This is a genomic window from Acidovorax sp., assembly GCF_027492855.1.
GTDB lineage: Bacteria > Pseudomonadota > Gammaproteobacteria > Burkholderiales > Burkholderiaceae_C > Acidovorax.
Genome location: NZ_JAPUDY010000004.1, coordinates 14561 through 31397, shown reverse-complemented (window position 1 = coordinate 31397; position 16837 = coordinate 14561). Strand labels below are relative to the sequence as shown.

General features: G+C 63.0%; 14 protein-coding genes, 1 pseudogene and 1 riboswitch. Of the genes and pseudogenes, 8 read left to right on the top strand and 7 right to left on the bottom strand.

From position 1 onward, the window contains the following. The 5 genes and pseudogenes from Q0105_RS00465 to Q0105_RS00445 form a co-directional block, all read left to right on the top strand. Positions 1-1418: pseudogene (locus Q0105_RS00465) on the top strand (excinuclease ABC subunit A); the annotation flags it as partial. Then, positions 1418-1747 carry a hypothetical protein gene (locus Q0105_RS00460; RefSeq protein WP_298207641.1) on the top strand — a complete coding sequence of 110 codons (330 nt, stop codon included), beginning with the start codon at positions 1418-1420 and terminating at the stop codon, positions 1745-1747. The pseudogene Q0105_RS00465 and the gene Q0105_RS00460, both read left to right, overlap by 1 nt. Positions 1748-1894: 147 nt before the next feature. Continuing rightward, complete coding sequence (locus Q0105_RS00455) at positions 1895-2326, top strand: Lrp/AsnC family transcriptional regulator (protein WP_298207640.1); 432 nt, start codon at positions 1895-1897, stop codon at positions 2324-2326. A gap of 129 nt (positions 2327-2455) precedes the next feature. After that, positions 2456-3418, top strand: a complete 963-nt coding sequence (locus tag Q0105_RS00450; protein ID WP_298207639.1) for a tripartite tricarboxylate transporter substrate binding protein — start codon at positions 2456-2458, stop codon at positions 3416-3418. Positions 3419-3484: 66 nt separating this feature from the next. Then, positions 3485-4927: an NYN domain-containing protein gene (locus Q0105_RS00445; RefSeq protein WP_298207638.1), complete on the top strand. Its 1443-nt coding sequence runs from the start codon at positions 3485-3487 to the stop codon at positions 4925-4927. Between the two features lie 33 nt (positions 4928-4960). Here the strand turns inward: Q0105_RS00445 and Q0105_RS00440 are convergent, their stop codons facing one another. The 7 genes from Q0105_RS00440 to Q0105_RS00410 all read right to left on the bottom strand — a co-directional run bounded on the left by Q0105_RS00440 (position 4961) and on the right by Q0105_RS00410 (position 13091). Continuing rightward, positions 4961-5779 (bottom strand): HAD-IIB family hydrolase, encoded by an 819-nt coding sequence (locus tag Q0105_RS00440; RefSeq protein ID WP_298207636.1) that lies wholly within the window; start codon positions 5777-5779, stop codon positions 4961-4963. Beyond that, on the bottom strand, positions 5776-6834 hold the full coding sequence (locus tag Q0105_RS00435) for an acyltransferase (protein ID WP_298207633.1): 1059 nt from the start codon (positions 6832-6834) through the stop codon (positions 5776-5778). Before Q0105_RS00435 ends, Q0105_RS00440 begins: the two co-directional genes overlap by 4 nt. Next, entirely contained in the window at positions 6824-7783 is a 960-nt protein-coding gene (locus tag Q0105_RS00430; RefSeq protein ID WP_298207631.1) for a glycosyltransferase, read from the bottom strand. Before Q0105_RS00430 ends, Q0105_RS00435 begins: the two co-directional genes overlap by 11 nt. A 10-nt stretch (positions 7784-7793) precedes the next feature. Then, positions 7794-8141, bottom strand: coding sequence for an EamA family transporter (locus Q0105_RS00425; RefSeq protein WP_298207629.1), 348 nt, complete (start codon positions 8139-8141; stop codon positions 7794-7796). Then, positions 8134-10572 (bottom strand): acyltransferase, encoded by a 2439-nt coding sequence (locus tag Q0105_RS00420; protein WP_298207627.1) that lies wholly within the window; start codon positions 10570-10572, stop codon positions 8134-8136. The genes Q0105_RS00425 and Q0105_RS00420 overlap by 8 nt, the downstream gene beginning before the upstream one ends. Further along, on the bottom strand, positions 10569-12197 hold the full coding sequence (locus Q0105_RS00415; protein WP_298207625.1) for a peptide chain release factor 3: 1629 nt from the start codon (positions 12195-12197) through the stop codon (positions 10569-10571). Before Q0105_RS00415 ends, Q0105_RS00420 begins: the two co-directional genes overlap by 4 nt. Before the next feature lie 117 nt (positions 12198-12314). Next, on the bottom strand, positions 12315-13091 hold the full coding sequence (locus Q0105_RS00410) for an SDR family oxidoreductase (RefSeq protein ID WP_298207623.1): 777 nt from the start codon (positions 13089-13091) through the stop codon (positions 12315-12317). 136 nt (positions 13092-13227) lie between these two features. Further along, positions 13228-13307, top strand: a riboswitch (S-adenosyl-L-homocysteine riboswitch). A gap of 68 nt (positions 13308-13375) precedes the next feature. On the opposite strand from Q0105_RS00410, the gene ahcY reads away from it, so the two are divergent. From ahcY to metF, 3 genes are all read left to right on the top strand, one after another. After that, complete coding sequence (gene ahcY / locus Q0105_RS00405) at positions 13376-14809, top strand: adenosylhomocysteinase (protein ID WP_298207622.1); 1434 nt, start codon at positions 13376-13378, stop codon at positions 14807-14809. A gap of 145 nt (positions 14810-14954) precedes the next feature. Next, positions 14955-15953, top strand: a complete 999-nt coding sequence (locus Q0105_RS00400; RefSeq protein ID WP_298207620.1) for a TlyA family RNA methyltransferase — start codon at positions 14955-14957, stop codon at positions 15951-15953. After that, positions 15950-16801 carry a methylenetetrahydrofolate reductase [NAD(P)H] gene (gene metF, locus Q0105_RS00395; protein ID WP_298207618.1) on the top strand — a complete coding sequence of 284 codons (852 nt, stop codon included), beginning with the start codon at positions 15950-15952 and terminating at the stop codon, positions 16799-16801. The genes Q0105_RS00400 and metF overlap by 4 nt, the downstream gene beginning before the upstream one ends. The last annotated feature ends 36 nt before the right edge of the window (positions 16802-16837 follow it).

Here is a 16837-nt window from a genome sequence, read left to right as displayed (position 1 = left end):
AGGGCAACACGCTGGTGGTGGTGGAGCACGACGAAGACACCATCCGCCGCGCCGACCACATCATCGACATTGGCCCCAGTGCGGGCAAACGCGGTGGTCGCCTGGTGGCGCAGGGCAGCGTGGCCGACATCACCGGTGCAGCGGATTCGCAAACCGGTCGTTACCTGCTGCACGCCATGAAGCACCCGCTGCAACTGCGCCGCAGCATGGTGCCCGGCGAGGTGGCCGCCGAGGCCGCGCCCGCAACACCTGCCACAGAACCCGCGGGTCGCCAAAGCGCAGCGGCCAAGAAGCGTGCCGCCCAGGCCGCATCGCTGGCAGCCGATGCATTGACCGAGGCGAAAGCGCGCGCCGCCATGCGCTGGCTCACCGTGCATGGCGCGCAGTTGCACAACCTGCAGAACGTCACGGCCACCGTGCCCCTGCATCGCTTGGTGGCAGTGACGGGCGTGAGCGGATCGGGCAAGTCCACGCTGGCGCGCGACGTGCTGCTGGCCAACGTGCAGGCCTGGGTGCAGCAGCGCAGTACCAAGGCCGGGCGCGATGCGATGGATGCAGGCAAGGCGCCGCCGCTGGTGGGCTGCACGGGCCTTTCGGGCTTCGAGAGCATCGACCGCGTGCTCGAAGTGGACCAGACGCCCATCGGCAAAACACCGCGCAGTTGCCCCGCCACCTACATCGGCTTTTGGGACACCATCCGCAAGCTGTTTGCGGAGACGCTGGAGGCCAAGGCGCGCGGCTATGCCGCCGGGCGCTTCAGCTTCAATACCGGCGAAGGCCGCTGCGCGAGCTGCGAAGGCGCAGGCGTGCGCACCATCGAGATGAGCTTTTTGCCCGATGTGAAGGTGCCCTGCGAAACCTGCCACGGTGCGCGCTTCAACCCCGAAACGCTGGCGGTGACCTGGCGCGGCAAAAGCATTGGCGACGTGTTGCAGATGGAGGTGGACGAGGCCGTGGAGTTTTTTGCCAGCATGCCCAGCATCGCCCACCCGCTGCAACTGCTGAAAGACGTGGGCCTGGGCTACCTCACCCTGGGCCAGCCCAGCCCCACGCTCAGTGGCGGCGAGGCACAGCGCATCAAGCTCGTGACCGAGCTGACCAAGGTGCGCGACGAAGTCGGCCGCCGGGGCCAGAAGGCGCCGCACACACTGTATGTGCTGGATGAACCCACGGTGGGCCTGCACATGGCTGACGTGGACAAGCTCATCAAGGTGCTGCACCGTCTGGTGGATGGCGGCCACAGCGTGGTGGTCATCGAGCACGACCTGGACGTGATCGCCGAGGCGGACTGGATTCTGGATCTGGGTCCCGAAGGCGGCAGCGCTGGCGGGCGCATCGTGGCCGCCGCCACGCCCGAGGACGTGGTGGCCGCAGGCACGCACACGGGCAAGGCGCTGGCGGCTGTGCTGAGGCGCTGATGCCAAACCCGCAGCGCGCCGTGGTGTGGCTGCAGCCCGGTGCGCCGCCCAAGCCCGCTGAAGGTGCGCCCTGCAATGGCTGTGGCCTGTGCTGCCTGGCCGAGCCCTGCCCGCTGGGCGTGCTGGTGTCGCGCCGCCGCAAGGGTGCCTGCGCGGCCTTGCGTTGGAGCGATGCGGACCAGCGCTATTGGTGTGGCATGGTGGCCGACCCTGGCGGAGTGACGGGGCTCACCCAGCCCTGGGCGGTGCGTGCGCTGTCGGCCCTGGCCCGGCGCTGGATCGCATCCGGCGTGGGCTGTGACGCGCGGCTGGATGTGGAGCCGCCGTAGGTGGAATCAAGGCGCTATAAATTTGATAGCTACTTGCGCTTGTCCAATAAGCGGTAGAGGCACTTTTAATAGATTGTCATGGCGAATGGCGCAATGATTGGTCAAGTTGGGCGGAGAATTGGCGATCTGCCAGCAGCAACGCCCACCATGACCAAGCTTGACGACACCGATCGCGAAATCCTCAGCATCCTGCGCGCCGATGCACGCACCCCCGTGGCTACCCTGGCGCAAAAGCTGCGCGTGTCGCGCGGCACGGTGCAAAACCGCCTGCGCAAGATGGAGGAGGGCGGGGTCATCGTGGGCTACACCGTGCGCCTGCGGCCTGACTCGGAGCCCCAGCGCATCCGCGCGTGGATGAGCATCGCGGTCGAAGGCAACGCCGCGCCCGCCGTGATCCACGCGCTGCGCGGTGAGCCCATGGTGGGCACGCTGCACACCACCAATGGCCGCTGGGACATCGTGGCCGAGGTGCGCGCCGAAAGCCTGGAGGCGTTCGATGCGGCGCTGGGCCGCATCCGCCTCACGCCGGGCATTGCCAACACCGAGACCAGCATTTTGTTGTCGACCTACAAGGCGTAGCCCACCATCCACCACCCGGCGGCCTGCCGCCTTGGTGACAGGTGCTAGGGGGTTTCCTGCATGTGATGTGTTGAGGGCTGCAGTCCAATGGAGCGGTCTTTTGTCGTTCGTTTTGAGGAGGAGCCCACCATGCAACGTCGCCAGATCATCCAATGGGGCGCCGCCAGCCTTGCCGCCCCCGCATTCGCGGCGCAGGCCCAGAGTTTTCCGAACAAACCCATCAAGCTCGTGATCGCCTTCCCGGCGGGTGGCCCCACCGACATCACCATGCGCGCGCTGGCAGACAACGCCAGCAAGATCCTGGGCCAGGCTGTGATCGTGGAGAACAAGCCTGGCGCAGGCGGCACGCTGCCCGCACAGGCCCTGCAAGGCGCGCAAGCCGATGGCTACACCGTGGCGCAGATTCCACTGGGCGTGTTTCGTCTGCCCTACACCACCAAAATCAACTGGGACCCGGTCAAGGACATCAGCTACGTGCTCAACGTCACGGGTTATGCGTTCGGCCTGGTGGTTCCGGCCGATTCGCCGCTCAAGACCTGGACACACTTCGTGGCCTGGGCCAAGGCCAACCCCGGCAAGCTCAGCTATGGCTCCACCGGCACCATGACCAGCCCGCATTTGACGATGGAACTCATCGCCCAGCAGTTGGGGTTGGAGCTGCTGCATGTGCCCTACAAGGGCAGTGCCGACCTCATGCAATCCATCCTGGGCGGGCAGATCATGGCGGCGGCCGATTCCACGGGTTTTGCCCCGCAGGTCGAGGCGGGCAAACTGCGCGTGCTCAATACCTGGGGCGCCGAGCGTCTGGCCAAGTTCCCCGACGCGCCCACGCTCAAGGAGCTGGGCCTGAACCTGGTGCAGAACTCGCCCTTTGGCATCGGCGCGCCCAAGGGCACGCCCGACGCGGTGGTCAAGCGCCTGCACGACGCGTTCAAGCAGGCCATGGAGCAGGAGAGCTACCGCACCGCCCTGGCCCGCTACGACATGGTGCCCATGTACATGAGCACGGCGGACTACAAGAAGTTTGCACAAGACACTTTTGCGCGCGAGAAGGCGCTGGTCGAAAAGCTGGGGCTGGCCAAACCGGCTTGAGAGCAGCCCCGGGAGGGGGTGGGGCGTTCCGTGTGATGATCCGTGCAGACATTGAACGGAACACCTATGGCATCCCCCTCCGACAGCATCAGCATGGCCCTGTTTTGCGACTTTGAAAACGTCGCCCTGGGCGTGCGCGATGCGCAGTTCGAAAAATTCGACATCAAGCCCATCCTGGAGCGCCTGCTACTCAAGGGCTCCATCGTGGTCAAGAAGTCCTATTGCGACTGGGAGCGCTACAAGGGCTTCAAGGCCACCATGCACGAAGCGAATTTTGAGCTCATCGAAATCCCCCATGTGCGCCAATCGGGCAAAAATTCGGCCGACATCCGCTTGGTGGTGGATGCGCTGGACCTGTGCTACACCAAGTCGCACGTCAACACCTTCGTCATCATCAGCGGTGACTCAGACTTTTCACCGCTTGTCTCCAAGCTGCGTGAGAACAATAAGCAAGTGATTGGCGTGGGCGTGAAGCAATCCACCTCCGACCTCCTGATCGCCAACTGCGACGAATTCATCTTCTACGACGACCTGGTGCGCGAGAAGCAGCGTGCCCTGGCCCGCCGCCAGAGCCCCGGAGCAGCGCCAGCACCGCGCCGCACCCCCGAGGAAGAGCGCAGCCGCAAGGAGTCGCAGGATGTGCGCCGCACCCAGGGTGTGGAACTGGCCGTGGAAACCTTCGAGGCCCTGACCTCCGAGCGCGGCGACAGCGGCAAGATCTGGGCCTCGGTGCTCAAGGAGGCGATCAAGCGCCGCAAGCCCGATTTCAGCGAGGGCTACTACGGCTTTCGCACCTTTGGCAATCTGCTCGAAGAGGCGCAGGCGCGGGGGATGCTGGAGTTTGGGCGCGATGAGAAGTCGGGGGCGTATGTGTTTCGTAGCCTGGGCGGTGCCCCCGACGCGGCAGGCCGCGCGGATGCCTCGGCCGAGCGGCAGGGCGGTGCTGGCTACTTTCGCCATGACTTTCATGCGGTGGCTTCGGTGCCGGCGGATGCTGCTGGCGGTGGTGGCCGATCACGTGGGCGCCGTGGTGAGGGCACTGCGCGCTCTGAGAGGCCGCAGCATGCGAACGAACGGCAAGATTTTTCGGCTCAAGGCCGCGTCGATCCAGACGCCGATGCGCGCGATGACGCACAACCCGAGCGTCCAGGCGGCAGCTACTTTAGTCAGCAGGCTCCTGTTGTGCTGGCGCCCGAGGTTGACGCTGGCCTGGAGGGAGAAAACGATGAGCGCACGACTTACATAGGGTTGGTAGAGGCCCCTGCGTCGACACCCGTGAAGTCAGTGGACACCGAGGATGCATCACCCGCACCCCGAAGCCGCCGCTCGGTGTCGACGCCCCGCAAGAGCGCGGCGCGTACGACGGCGAAAGTCAAAGCCAAACCTGGCGCGACGCCTGCCGCCACGGCACCGAAGACAGTCGCTTCCGCCCCCGCCAAGGTCGCCTCAAAATCCCGTGTGCGCAAGCCGCGCAGCCCGGGCGATAAGTCTTCTGAACCTACCGAGTGATGACAGCACGGTGGTGCGGCTGATTTTCTGTTTTCAGCGCCCGCCGCATTCGCGGTTCATCAAAATCGCGCGGGCCACCTCGGCAAAACCGGCGCCGCGCTCGCCCTGCGTCACGTAGCGCGGCAGGTGCTGCAACTGCGGCACAAACCGCGCGATGTTGGCCACGCCCACGCTGTGGGTGAAATGCTGGAACATGGCCTGGTCATTGCCCGAATCGCCCACGAACACCCAGCGGTCCAATTCCTGTGTTAGGTCGCGGCCAAACAAATCGCGCACGATCCAGCAAGCACCCTGCCATTTGTTGAAATCTCCAAAGCAACCGTGGATATGGATGCTGCTCACCGTGGTCTGCATGCCCTCACGCTGTAGCAACGCCAACACCTTTTGCACGGTGTCGGGCGTGTGCCGGGCGAACTCGGCATAGTCAAAGGCCAGATCGGTTTCCCGCCCAGCGCTGTCGCGGCTCAGTTCTACGCCTGGCACTTCAATAGCCACCTGCGCTGCAATCTCGCGCATGCGAGTTTGATTGGCGCTGCGCGTGGTGGCATCCTGCTGGTAAAGCTTGCGCAGTGGTTGAGCGCCCTCTCGCGCATAAGCGACGGCGCCGTTTTCCGCCACCATGGCATCTACTGGCCACACCGTGCCCACTTGGTCGCCCATGAAGGGCTGGCACCAGCCGATGGGGCGACCCGTGATGGGAATCACCTGTAACCCGGCTGCCCGCAGGTCCGTCAAGGCTTGCAGTGCGTCGGCGGTGATGGAACCATCCGTGGTCAGTGTGTCGTCGATGTCTGTAAAAACGCCGGCAATGCGCTTCTGGAAATCGGTAGGCCAATGGTCCAGGGGTTTCATAGTGCTGCTTTCATGATGGGTCTTTCCACCCAGCGAAACCACCACAGGCTGAGAAGGATGATCACCACGGGCAATGCAACCATGAAAAGCAGCAAGGCGGGGGGAGACGAAATGCCAAGATCCATGCGCACCCTGCCGCTGGCGTCGAGCAGGAAGGTATGCAGTAAATAAAGGCTGTATGAAGCGTCCCCCACAAGCACTAGCCAGGTGGGCGGGGTTAATCGCGTGCGCTCCAGCGTGAGTGCCAGCACCAAGGCAGACACGCCCATCACGCCGAAGCTTGCAACGCGCATGACCTCCACGCGGTCAAAGTAAGGCGACAGCGATCCTATGCCAAGACCGGCTACCATCAACAGAAGGCACAGAGGCAAGGTAATTCTGGATGTCCGAAAGAACCAGACCTCACGGTCATAGGCGCGGGCCAGCAGCGCGCCAGCGAGAAACTCGATACCTAACCCCGTGAACACGTACCGCAGGGGTTGCTGCCCGTTGAACACACCCTGCCGGTCCGCAATGAGCCATCCGATCCCCCATGCAGCGAGTAGCACCATCACGCAGGCAATGGCCTTGATCTGATGCCGCTGCGGCAATAGTGCGATGAGTGCGGTCCATAGATAGAAATAGATCTCCATCGTCAGCGACCATGCGGGCGGCAGCCAGTTGTCCCAGATGTTGGGGTACAGCAGCAAGCTACTGAACACCATCTTCTTGAGGCCGGGCAAGGGCGCTTGGTAAACGAAGACAGTCGTCAGGGCGATGAGCAGCAAAACTGGCCAGTAGCCCAGGTAGATACGCAGAAGACGCTTCCTGGCGAAAGGCCACAGGCCCTGCACCGGAATGCTGCGCCGCGCCGAGCGGTAAACCACGAAACCGCTGAGTGTGAAGAAGATGTCCACGCCTGAGAAACCCCAGCGCGTAATGGTGCTCGTCCAAGACAGCGTGGGAACCAAATCCCAGTGAAGATGCATGTGAAAGAACAGCACCATCAGCGCTGCGATGCCGCGCAGGGCCTGGATCCAGTGAAGGTCTGTTTTGACGGGTACCTCAGTGCTCATCGGATAATTCGGGGCTCAGGGCCTCGCGTGGCACGTTGCTCACGTCGTAGTGCAAGAAGGCGATAAGGAACTGGATACCGATGATCAGCGGCAGCGCGGCAAACATCACCGTGCCGCTGGAGGCGGGGTGACCCGTGGCTGCGCTTAGCCCCCATTGGATGCCTCCGAAAATGATGCCGACCAAACAGAGTAAGACACCCAGGATGCTGTAGAGGCTGCCGATGTTGAAGTCGCGCAGAAGGTACAGATAGACATAACGCTTGATCAGTCGTCCAACGTGCTTGCTCAGGAATTCGGGCAGTACTTTCGATACTTTTAGGTTCGATTCCTCGTCGGCATAGACCGCATCCATCGGCACGTCGTGCACCACGGCGCGAATGGTGTTGAGGTGAAAGAGCATGTCCGTCTCGAAGAAGTAGCGGCGTTCCAGCTTCTCAAGGGGTAGCTTGCGGAGCACGGCGGTGTGGATGGCTGTATATCCGTTGGTCGGGTCCATCGACGACCAGTAGCCGCAACTGAGCTTGGTCAGGAATGACAGGGCCGCGTTGCCAAACAACCGAACGGGGGGCATGCCGCGCAATGATTCGGGCCGGTAGAAGCGGTTGCCTTTGGTGTAGTCTGCCTGCCCGCGCACGATGGGGCGTACAAAGTGCGGCAGCAACGCCGGGTTCATTTGCCCGTCGCCATCAATCTTGACGACGATGTCCATGCCATCCGCTATGGCTGCTTGATAAGCCGTCACAATGGCGCCGCCTACCCCGCGATTTTCCGGGTTATAAAGCACTCGGACCCGCGGATCCCGGTTGTTCTGTTCGATAAATCTGCCGCTGCCTTCGGGACAAGCATCGTCCACGGCATAGATGACTTCGACCTCGGGACCGATGGCCTCGATCACCCCGAGGACATGCTGCAATACCTTGTAGCAGGGAATGGCGACAGCAATGCGCATTTTCGTTTTCTCAGCTGGTGGATGCCAACGCCACACCGGCCATGATCAGCGCACCGCCAGCCAGCGTGCGCCAATGCAGGGGCTCGCCAAGGAACATCCATGCCAGCGTTGGGACGATGAGGAATGCCAGGCCCATAAATGGGTAGGCGAGGTGCAAAGGCACATTGCGCAGAATCCATACCCAGCCCAGCGTTGTAAGGCCGTATAGAACCAGCGACGCGATGAGCCAGCCGTTGAAGACAAATGCCTGCCATGTCAACGGCGCCGAGAACGCGCCGGCCGCTTTCTTAAACAGGATTTGCCCGACGCTGATGGACAGCACGCAGAGCAGTGTGAGCGCTATGGTGACTTTAGGCATTCTCTTTTTCCGATGGCCGACAAAGGACGGGGAGCAGAACCAGCGGTGCAGTGAAAAACGCCAGAAGGTATCGGTATTCCCCCGCGATCGAAAAAATGAAAATGGCGACCAGTTGCAGGGCATACGTTCCTGCAATCAGTGTAACGACCTTGTCGCGTTGCTTCATTGAGCGGCGAAGCGCCATCATTAGCAATACCAGCCCGCCCCAGGGTGCCCACATGATTGCGCGATGCTGAATGGAAAAGTCGTACCAGGCATGGAGATGTTTGCGCAGCGAGAACTTCAAAGGTTGGACACTGGATATGGATTTAGTGAGCGGCAATATCTGGCTGGTGGCAGGGGGGCCGGGGATGCCGCCATTGGCCATCGCCGCGTACAGAAATATATTGACACGGCTGGCCATGAATGCGGGGAAGTTGTGCCACAGGTTGTATTTGAAGAACTCCTTGATGATGGTTCTTTTGGATTTGTCTGAAAGCGACAGAAGAGCGGGCCCTGCGGGAAAGAAGATCAGTGGGTCCCAGTAGTAGTGGTCGTGGAACTCGCGAATCTTGTCTAGCGATTGGCCTGTTGAGGTCAGCGCGTCGACCGTTTTGGTGGTGACACGCGGTTGGTTGTGCTCCCAAAGCCCCATGGGCCGGTGTTCCAGGAACCCCACCGTTTCATACAGTGCGAGTGGGAATACCGAACCGATAGGGTTCTCATACTTGTAGATGAACTGACTGCCAAAGCCGATGACAAGCCAAGGGACGATGACCAAGCCCATGCGGACTCTGTAGGGCTTGGACAGCATCCATGCCAGGGCCGCGAGCGGGATCAGATTCAAGACGCCGTTGGGTCGCCCGAAGATCGCAAACGGTATGGTGACGAAAAAAATCAGCAGCGACGGCAGGTCCACGCTGCGGTTGCGGATGCTCCTCCACACTTCGAACATCATGCCGCTCAGCGAAATCGCATAAATACCGTCCGAGTAGAAGCTGCTGGAGTAATACACGACGCTGGGTGCCAGTGCGACAAAAATGAGGCAGTAGGCAAAGCTCTTCCACATGCGGTGCGTCAGCATCCAGGCTAGTATGCGCGCGCACACTGCTGCACAAATCAGCATCTGCAAAGCGATCGGAACCTCGACCCGTCCCGTTGCTCCGTAGGTGAGCAGTGCATAGAGATACCAAAATGCCGGCTTGTTGGCCTGGTGCACGCGATCGGTGTCGACCTCCAGCATGATGGCAAGGCTGTCTTGCCCCAGAATTCCGGGCCAGGAGGCGACGAGCCAAGCGGCATACACGACGCCAATGAACCCCAAGACGATAGCGAAGTACTGCAGTTCGGTCAGCGTCAGAAAGCGGGTTTTGACGGCGCGCACGGCAGACGCGCCAAACCACGCCTCCGAGGACGACGGTTTGAACCTTAAAGCTTGCTTTTCAACCAGATGCCAACTTGCGTATGCCAACGCAACGGTGATGATCAGCGACACGGCAAGCGTTCCTGCAAACCCCAACTGAGGCCATCCATACTGGATGACAGTTTGCTGGATCGGAAATGCGAACAGGTAGATGCCGTAGGAGGGGTCGCCCCAGCGGCCAGCGCGCCGGACGTATGCCGTGGTTTGCGTGCCTGCATAGATGATAAAAAACGGCAGTCCCATCAGCAAGGCGCTGTGCCGCCAGCCCGCCATCCAGATCATGGCGGTCGCGAGGCCGATGACCACGCCCCACAGCGCTGGCCGACGGCGCCAGTATGGCTCCAGTGTGTAGAGCGCGGCACCGGCGAGAAAGAATGCGCTGAGCTCGCGGCTATGGTTGACCGTGCCTGTCAGGTCTGGATTGCTGCGGGCAAGGAACCACCCGATAAGAACTGCAATGCTCAGGAGCAACACGGGTCGATATTTGAGCAGGCCAATCAACCCTGCCAAACCTAGTGCGATATAGCAGCGCACTTCGATAGGAATGGTCCACAGCGATCCATTCACGCCCAGGCGGTAGGGATTGTTTTCAAAAACGCCCGGCAGTACAAATTGGATCTTCATCCCCAGTGCCTGCAGGTAGTTGGCCGTTGCGCGGTGTGTCAGGTATTCCTTCAGCGGAAGTTGAGTGACCCAGGCGCCCAGCACGTAGGCGGTCAATACAACCGCGACGGTGAGGGCCGGCCATATGCGTAAGAAGCGCCGAAGACCGAATCGCCAGAGATTGGGGTCTCTCTGCCAGCTTGCATTGACCAGATAGCCGCTGAGCACAAAGAAAATCGTGACCGCAAGTCCGCCTAGGCTGTGGATGCCGAAGAAAGACGGCTCCATCTGGCCGGTGAGTGCGAAGTGGTGGCTGTACAGCACCATCGTCGCGGCCACGATGCGGATGGCGTCGAAGTTGTTGCCCGGGTGGGTGGCTGGCGAGGATGGCCCTGTGCGGGCCTGCACGGAATTCGGGGCACTCATGCGTTGGCCTGCAACGCCAACCCAGCATGCTCCCGCAGCGGATGGAAATGAATCTTCGGAAACCGTTCCTGCGCAAGCCGCACGTCATACGGTGACGTGCACAGGTACGCCAGCGTATCCGCCGCATCATGCGCCAGGCGCAGGGGGTAGGCGTCGGTGAAGGCGCGCAGGTCGGCCGCGTTGTCGGCCGTGATCCAGCGGGCGCCTGTGTACTGGCAGCCTTCCAGACGCACGTCGGCGTCGTATTCAGCCTTGAGGCGGTGCTGCACCACTTCAAACTGCAACTGGCCCACGGCGCCCAGCAGCATGTTGCCGCCGGCGTCGGGTTTGAACACCTGAATGGCGCCTTCTTCGCCCAGTTGGGCCAGGCCTTGTTGGAGCTGTTTGGTGCGCAGCGGGTTTTTGAGCACCACGGTCATGAACATTTCGGGCGCGAAGAAGGGCAGGCCGGTGAATTGCAGGCTGGCGCCGTCGGTGATGGTGTCGCCCAGTTGCACGCCGCCGTGGGTGGTGAAGCCGATGATGTCGCCTGCGTAGGCTTCTTCCACGGCTTCGCGGCGCTGGCTCATGAAGGTGACGACCGAGGTGGGGCGCAGCTCTTTGGCGGTGCGTTGCACCTTGAGCTTCATGCCTGGCATGTATTTGCCCGAGGCCACGCGCACGAATGCGATGCGGTCGCGGTGGTTGGCGTCCATGTTGGCCTGCACCTTGAACACCACGCCCGAGAAGCCTTCGTCCTCGGGCTGGATGGTCTTGACCACGGGCTGCCGGTTCACTTCAAGGGTGCTCACGCGCGGGCCGGGGGGCGGGGCCATGTCCACCAGGGCGTCGAGCACTTCCATCACCCCGAAGTTGTTCACGCCGGAGCCGAAGAACACGGGCGTGAGCTTGCCTGCGAGGAAGGCCTCGTGGTCCCAGGCGGGGGATGCGCCCACGGCCAGCTCCATGCTGTCCATGGCTGCGTCGAATTCTGCGCCAAAGCGGGCACGCAGCGTGTCCACTTCGGTCAGTGGGATGGATTCGAAATCCTGCGGGCGGCGTTCGCTGCCGGACTCGAACACCGTCATGGTTTTCGTGCGCAGGTTGATGATGCCGCCGAAGCTCTTGCCCTGGCCCACGGGCCAGGTCATGGGGCAGCATGGCATGCCCAGTTCGCGCTCGACCTCGTCCATGATGTCCAGCGGGTCGCGCACTTCGCGGTCCATCTTGTTCACGAAGGTGATGATGGGCGTGTCGCGCTGGCGGCAGACCTCGATCAGGCGGCGCGTCTGCGCTTCCACGCCGTTGGCGGCGTCGATCACCATGAGGGCCGAGTCGACGGCGGTGAGCACGCGGTAGGTGTCTTCTGAGAAGTCTTTGTGGCCGGGGGTGTCGAGCAGGTTGATCACGTGCTCGCGGTACAGCATCTGCATGACCGAGCTGGCCACCGAGATGCCGCGCTGCTTTTCGATCTCCATCCAGTCGGAGGTGGCGTGGCGGCTGGCTTTGCGGCCTTTGACGGCCCCGGCGATCTGGATTGCGCCCGAGAACAGCAGCAGCTTTTCGGTCAGCGTCGTCTTACCCGCATCGGGGTGGGAAATGATGGCAAAGGTACGGCGGCGCCGGGTTTCGGGGGCGTAGGACACGGGGGATTCCAAGAGGGGTAGGGCCCGCTGCGGCAGGGGCTGCGGCAGTGGGCGCGACAGGCGCTGGGCGCCGAACCGGTCGATTTTACCGGGCGAGTCCCCCTCTACACCCCGCCCTCAGCCCGTCGGTGCCTGTGTGTGGCGCGCATACATCTTCTGCATGCCACCCAGCCAGCGTTCGTAGTCCTGGCCCTTGTTGCGGAAATATTGCGCTACTTCGGGGTGGGGCAGCACCAAAAATCGCCCGTCCTGCATGGCGGCCAGCACGTCGCCCGCGACCTGTTCCGGCGGCAGAATGCCGTCGTGTGCGGCCGAGCCGCCGTCGCCCGGCACCATGGCCGTGCGCACCGACTGCGGGCACAGGCAGGCCACGCCCACGCCGCGCCGGCCATAGGCGATGCGCAGCCATTCGGCAAAGGCCACGGCCGCGTGTTTGGTGACGGCATACGGTGCGGATTCGACGATGGTCAGCAGCCCGGCGGCCGAAGCGGTGACGAGGAAGAAGCCCTCGCCGCGCTCGACCATCTCGGGCACCACGGCGCGCGCCGCCCACACATGGGCCATGCCGTGAATGTTCCACATGGCGTCCCACAGCGGGTCTTCGAGCTCAATGCCGCCGGGGCGGCCCAGGATGCCTGCGTTGGAGATGTAGGCGTCCACCCGGCCGTAGCGCTCGCGCGTGGCGGCCACCAGGGCCTGGATGTCGGCCTCTTTCGAGACATCGCAGCGCACGGCCAGGCCTTTGACCTCGTTGGCCACGGTTTGGGCGGGCTCCAGGTGCATGTCGGCCACGACCACGGCGCGGGCACCTTCCTGCGCAAAACGCCGTGCGATGCTGCGGCCGATGCCGCTGGCGCCGCCGGTGACGATGACGACCTTGTCCTTGGGGTCCATGCCATGCTCCTTGGTGGTTTGGGGGTGAGGGCGCCAGTGTCGGGCGCTCCACCAGGCCAAGCAGCCGCGCAGGTGACATACATGTATGTGCGCCCCTGGGCTGTTTCCCCTTCGCGCACTTGCTTTTATAATCCGCCCATCCGAGGAGCGTTGCAGCGTCCCCATTTCTGGCGGGGCGTGAGGCTCGGAGTCATCTAGCAACGACGCTCATCCACTTTTCGTGTGGTGAGCTTTGTCACTCCCCCGACCAGTGGTTTTTCAAACATGCTTTGGAGCACACCACCATGAACGCACGCGTCAACGCCCCGGTCAATACCGACTGCATCATTGCCGACATCGGCCTGGCCGCCTGGGGCCGCAAAGAGATCCGCATCGCCGAAACGGAGATGCCCGGCCTGATGGCCATCCGTGAGGAGTTCGCCGCCAAGCAGTCGCTCAAGGGCGCACGCATCACCGGCAGCCTGCACATGACGATCCAGACCGCCGTGCTGATCGAGACGCTGCAAGCCCTGGGCGCCCAAGTGCGCTGGGCCTCGTGCAACATCTTCTCCACACAAGACCATGCTGCCGCCGCGATTGCCGCCACCGGCACGCCCGTGTTCGCCATCAAGGGTGAAACCCTGGCCGAATATTGGGATTACACCCACCGCATTTTTGACTTCGGCCCTGCGGGCACCGAAGGCGAAGGCCCCAACCTGATCCTGGACGACGGTGGCGACGCCACGCTGCTGATGCACCTGGGCAAGCGTGCCGAAAAGGACGCATCGCTGATCGCCAACCCCACCAGCGAAGAGGAAACCTGCCTGTTCGCCTCCATCAAGGCCAAGCTGGCCGTGGACCCCACCTGGTACAGCCGCAAGAGCGCCCAGATCATCGGTGTGACCGAAGAAACCACCACGGGCGTGCACCGCCTGAAGGAAATGTCGGCCAAGGGCTCGCTGATGTTCCGTGCGATCAACGTGAACGACTCGGTCACCAAGAGCAAGTTCGACAACCTGTACGGCTGCCGCGAGTCGCTGGTGGACGGCATCAAGCGCGCCACTGACGTGATGATTGCGGGCAAAGTGGCCTGCGTGGCGGGCTATGGCGACGTGGGCAAGGGCAGCGCCCAGGCCCTGCGCGCCCTGAGCGCCCAGGTGTGGGTGACCGAGATCGACCCCATCAACGCCCTGCAGGCCGCGATGGAAGGCTTCAAGGTCGTGACCATGGAATACGCCGCTGACAAGGCCGACATTTTCGTGACCACCACCGGTAACAAGGACGTGATCACCCACGACCATATGAAGGCCATGAAGGACCAGGCCATCGTCTGCAACATCGGCCACTTCGACAACGAGATCCAGGTCGCGACGCTGGAGCAGTACGAGTGGGACGAGATCAAGCCCCAGGTGGACCATGTGATCTTCCCGGACGGCAAGCGCATCATCCTGCTGGCCAAGGGCCGCCTAGTGAACCTGGGCTGCGGCACGGGCCACCCCAGCTTCGTGATGTCCAACTCGTTCGCCAACCAGACCATCGCCCAGATCGAGCTGTTCACCCACAGCGACTACTACGAAAACGGCAAGGTCTATGTGCTGCCCAAGCACCTGGATGAGAAGGTGGCGCGCCTGCACCTCAAGAAGGTGGGCGCGATGCTGACCGAGCTGTCCGACGAGCAGGCCGCCTACATCGGCGTGCCCAAGCAAGGGCCCTACAAGCCCGACACGTACCGCTACTGAGCTCCAGACCCCAGGGGTTGGGGCTGCCGTGCAAACCTGCGGTCTCGCGGGTGCGCACGGCGGTAAAAATGCTATAAAAATGATAGCTTCTTGCGCTTATTAGTAAAGCGCTAGCAGTCTTTTTGATTCATAAAGGATGGGCGCCATGCGCGCAGATGTGTTTTTGGTGGAGCGTGGGCATGCCGCCACCCGCTCGCAGGCCCAGCGCCTGATCGCGTCGGGCGTGCAGTGGCGCCTGTCGCCGCTTGCGCCCTGGCAGAAGGTGGCCAAGAACGGCGACGACATCCCGTCCATCGCCGAGGCGCAGTTGCTCGATGGCGCCGAGGCGAGGTACATCTCGCGCGGCGGGCTCAAGCTCGAAGGGGCGCTCCAGGCGCTGGGCCTGTCGGTTCAGGGGCTGCGCTGCCTGGACGTGGGCCAGAGCACCGGCGGTTTTACCGACTGCCTGCTGCAACGGGGCGCCGCGCAGGTGATCGGTGTGGACGTGGGCCACGGCCAGTTGCACGAGCGGCTGCGCAGCGACCTGCGGGTGGTGTGCGTAGAGGGCCTGAATGCCCGTTCGATGACGGCCGAGACGCTGCAGCAGGCCTGCGAAGACGCGCTCTCGGAAGTCATTGAGCTGCAAGAGGACAACGAGACCCAGCCCGAGGCCCCCTACAGCTGGATGCGCAATGGCGGCCAGGTGGACGAGGACTACGACGACAGCAACGATGCCAAAGAAAAGGACATCGAAGCGTTCAAGTCCGAGCGCGCGGCGCGTGCCAAGGCCCGCGAGCAGGGCGCCCTGCCCGTAGAGCGCCGCCGCCGCGCCGAATGCGCTGACGTGGACATCACGCCGGTGTTTGGCCTGGTGACGGGCGATCTGTCGTTCATCTCGCTCACGCTGGTGCTGCCCGCGCTGGTGCCGCTGCTGGCACCAGAGGGCGATCTGCTGATGCTGGTCAAACCGCAGTTCGAGCTGCAGCCGGGCCAGGTCGGCAAGGGCGGTATCGTGCGGGACGAGGCCTTGTACGCGGTCGTCGAACAACGCATCCGCGACTGCTGTACCGAACTGGGGTTGACCGTGCGGGCCTGGATCGACAGTCCCATCCAGGGCGGCGACGGCAACCGTGAATTTTTTATCCATGCCAGGAGGGCCGCATGAACGCCGCCAACGCACAGGGCACCGGTTTCCCGGTGAGCTTTGAATTTTTCCCGCCCAAGACGCCTGAAGGCGCCGACAAACTGCGCGTGGTGCGCCAGCAGCTGTACACGTTGCAACCGGATTTCTGCTCGGTCACCTACGGCGCCGGGGGCTCCACGCAAGAAGGTACCTTTGGCACCGTGCGCGAGATTCTGGCGGAAGGCATGGGGGCGGCGTCGCACTTCTCCTGCATAGGCGCCACGCGCCAGTCCGTGCGCGAGCAACTCGCCACGCTCAAAGCCATGGGCGTCAAGCGCCTGGTGGCCTTGCGCGGCGACCTGCCCAGCGGCTACGGCATGGGGGGCGAGTTTCACTACGCGAGCGACCTGGTGGCCTTTATCCGCGCCGAGACGGGGCGCGACTTCCACATCGAGGTGGCGGCCTACCCCGAGGTGCACCCTCAGGCACGTTCGCCCGAGGCCGACCTCAAGGCCTATGTGGCCAAGGTGCAGGCCGGTGCGGATTCGGCCATCACCCAGTATTTCTACAACAGCGATGCGTATTTCCGCTTTGTCGAAGACACGCAGCGGCTGGGGGCCGAGGTGCCCGTGGTGCCGGGCATCATGCCGATTGGCAGCTCGACGCAGCTGATGCGCTTCTCCGACGCCTGCGGCGCCGAGATCCCGCGCTGGATTCGCCTGCGCCTGCAGGCGTTTGGCGACGACACCGCCAGCATCAAGGCCTTTGGCCTTGATGTGGTGACCGACCTGTGCGACCAACTGCGCAGCGCGGGCGTGCCCGCCTTGCACTTCTACACGATGAACCAAAGCACCGCGACGCTGGAGATTTGCCGCCGCCTGGGGATTTGATGGACGGGCAGGGCCTGCCATTGCCTGCATGCCGTC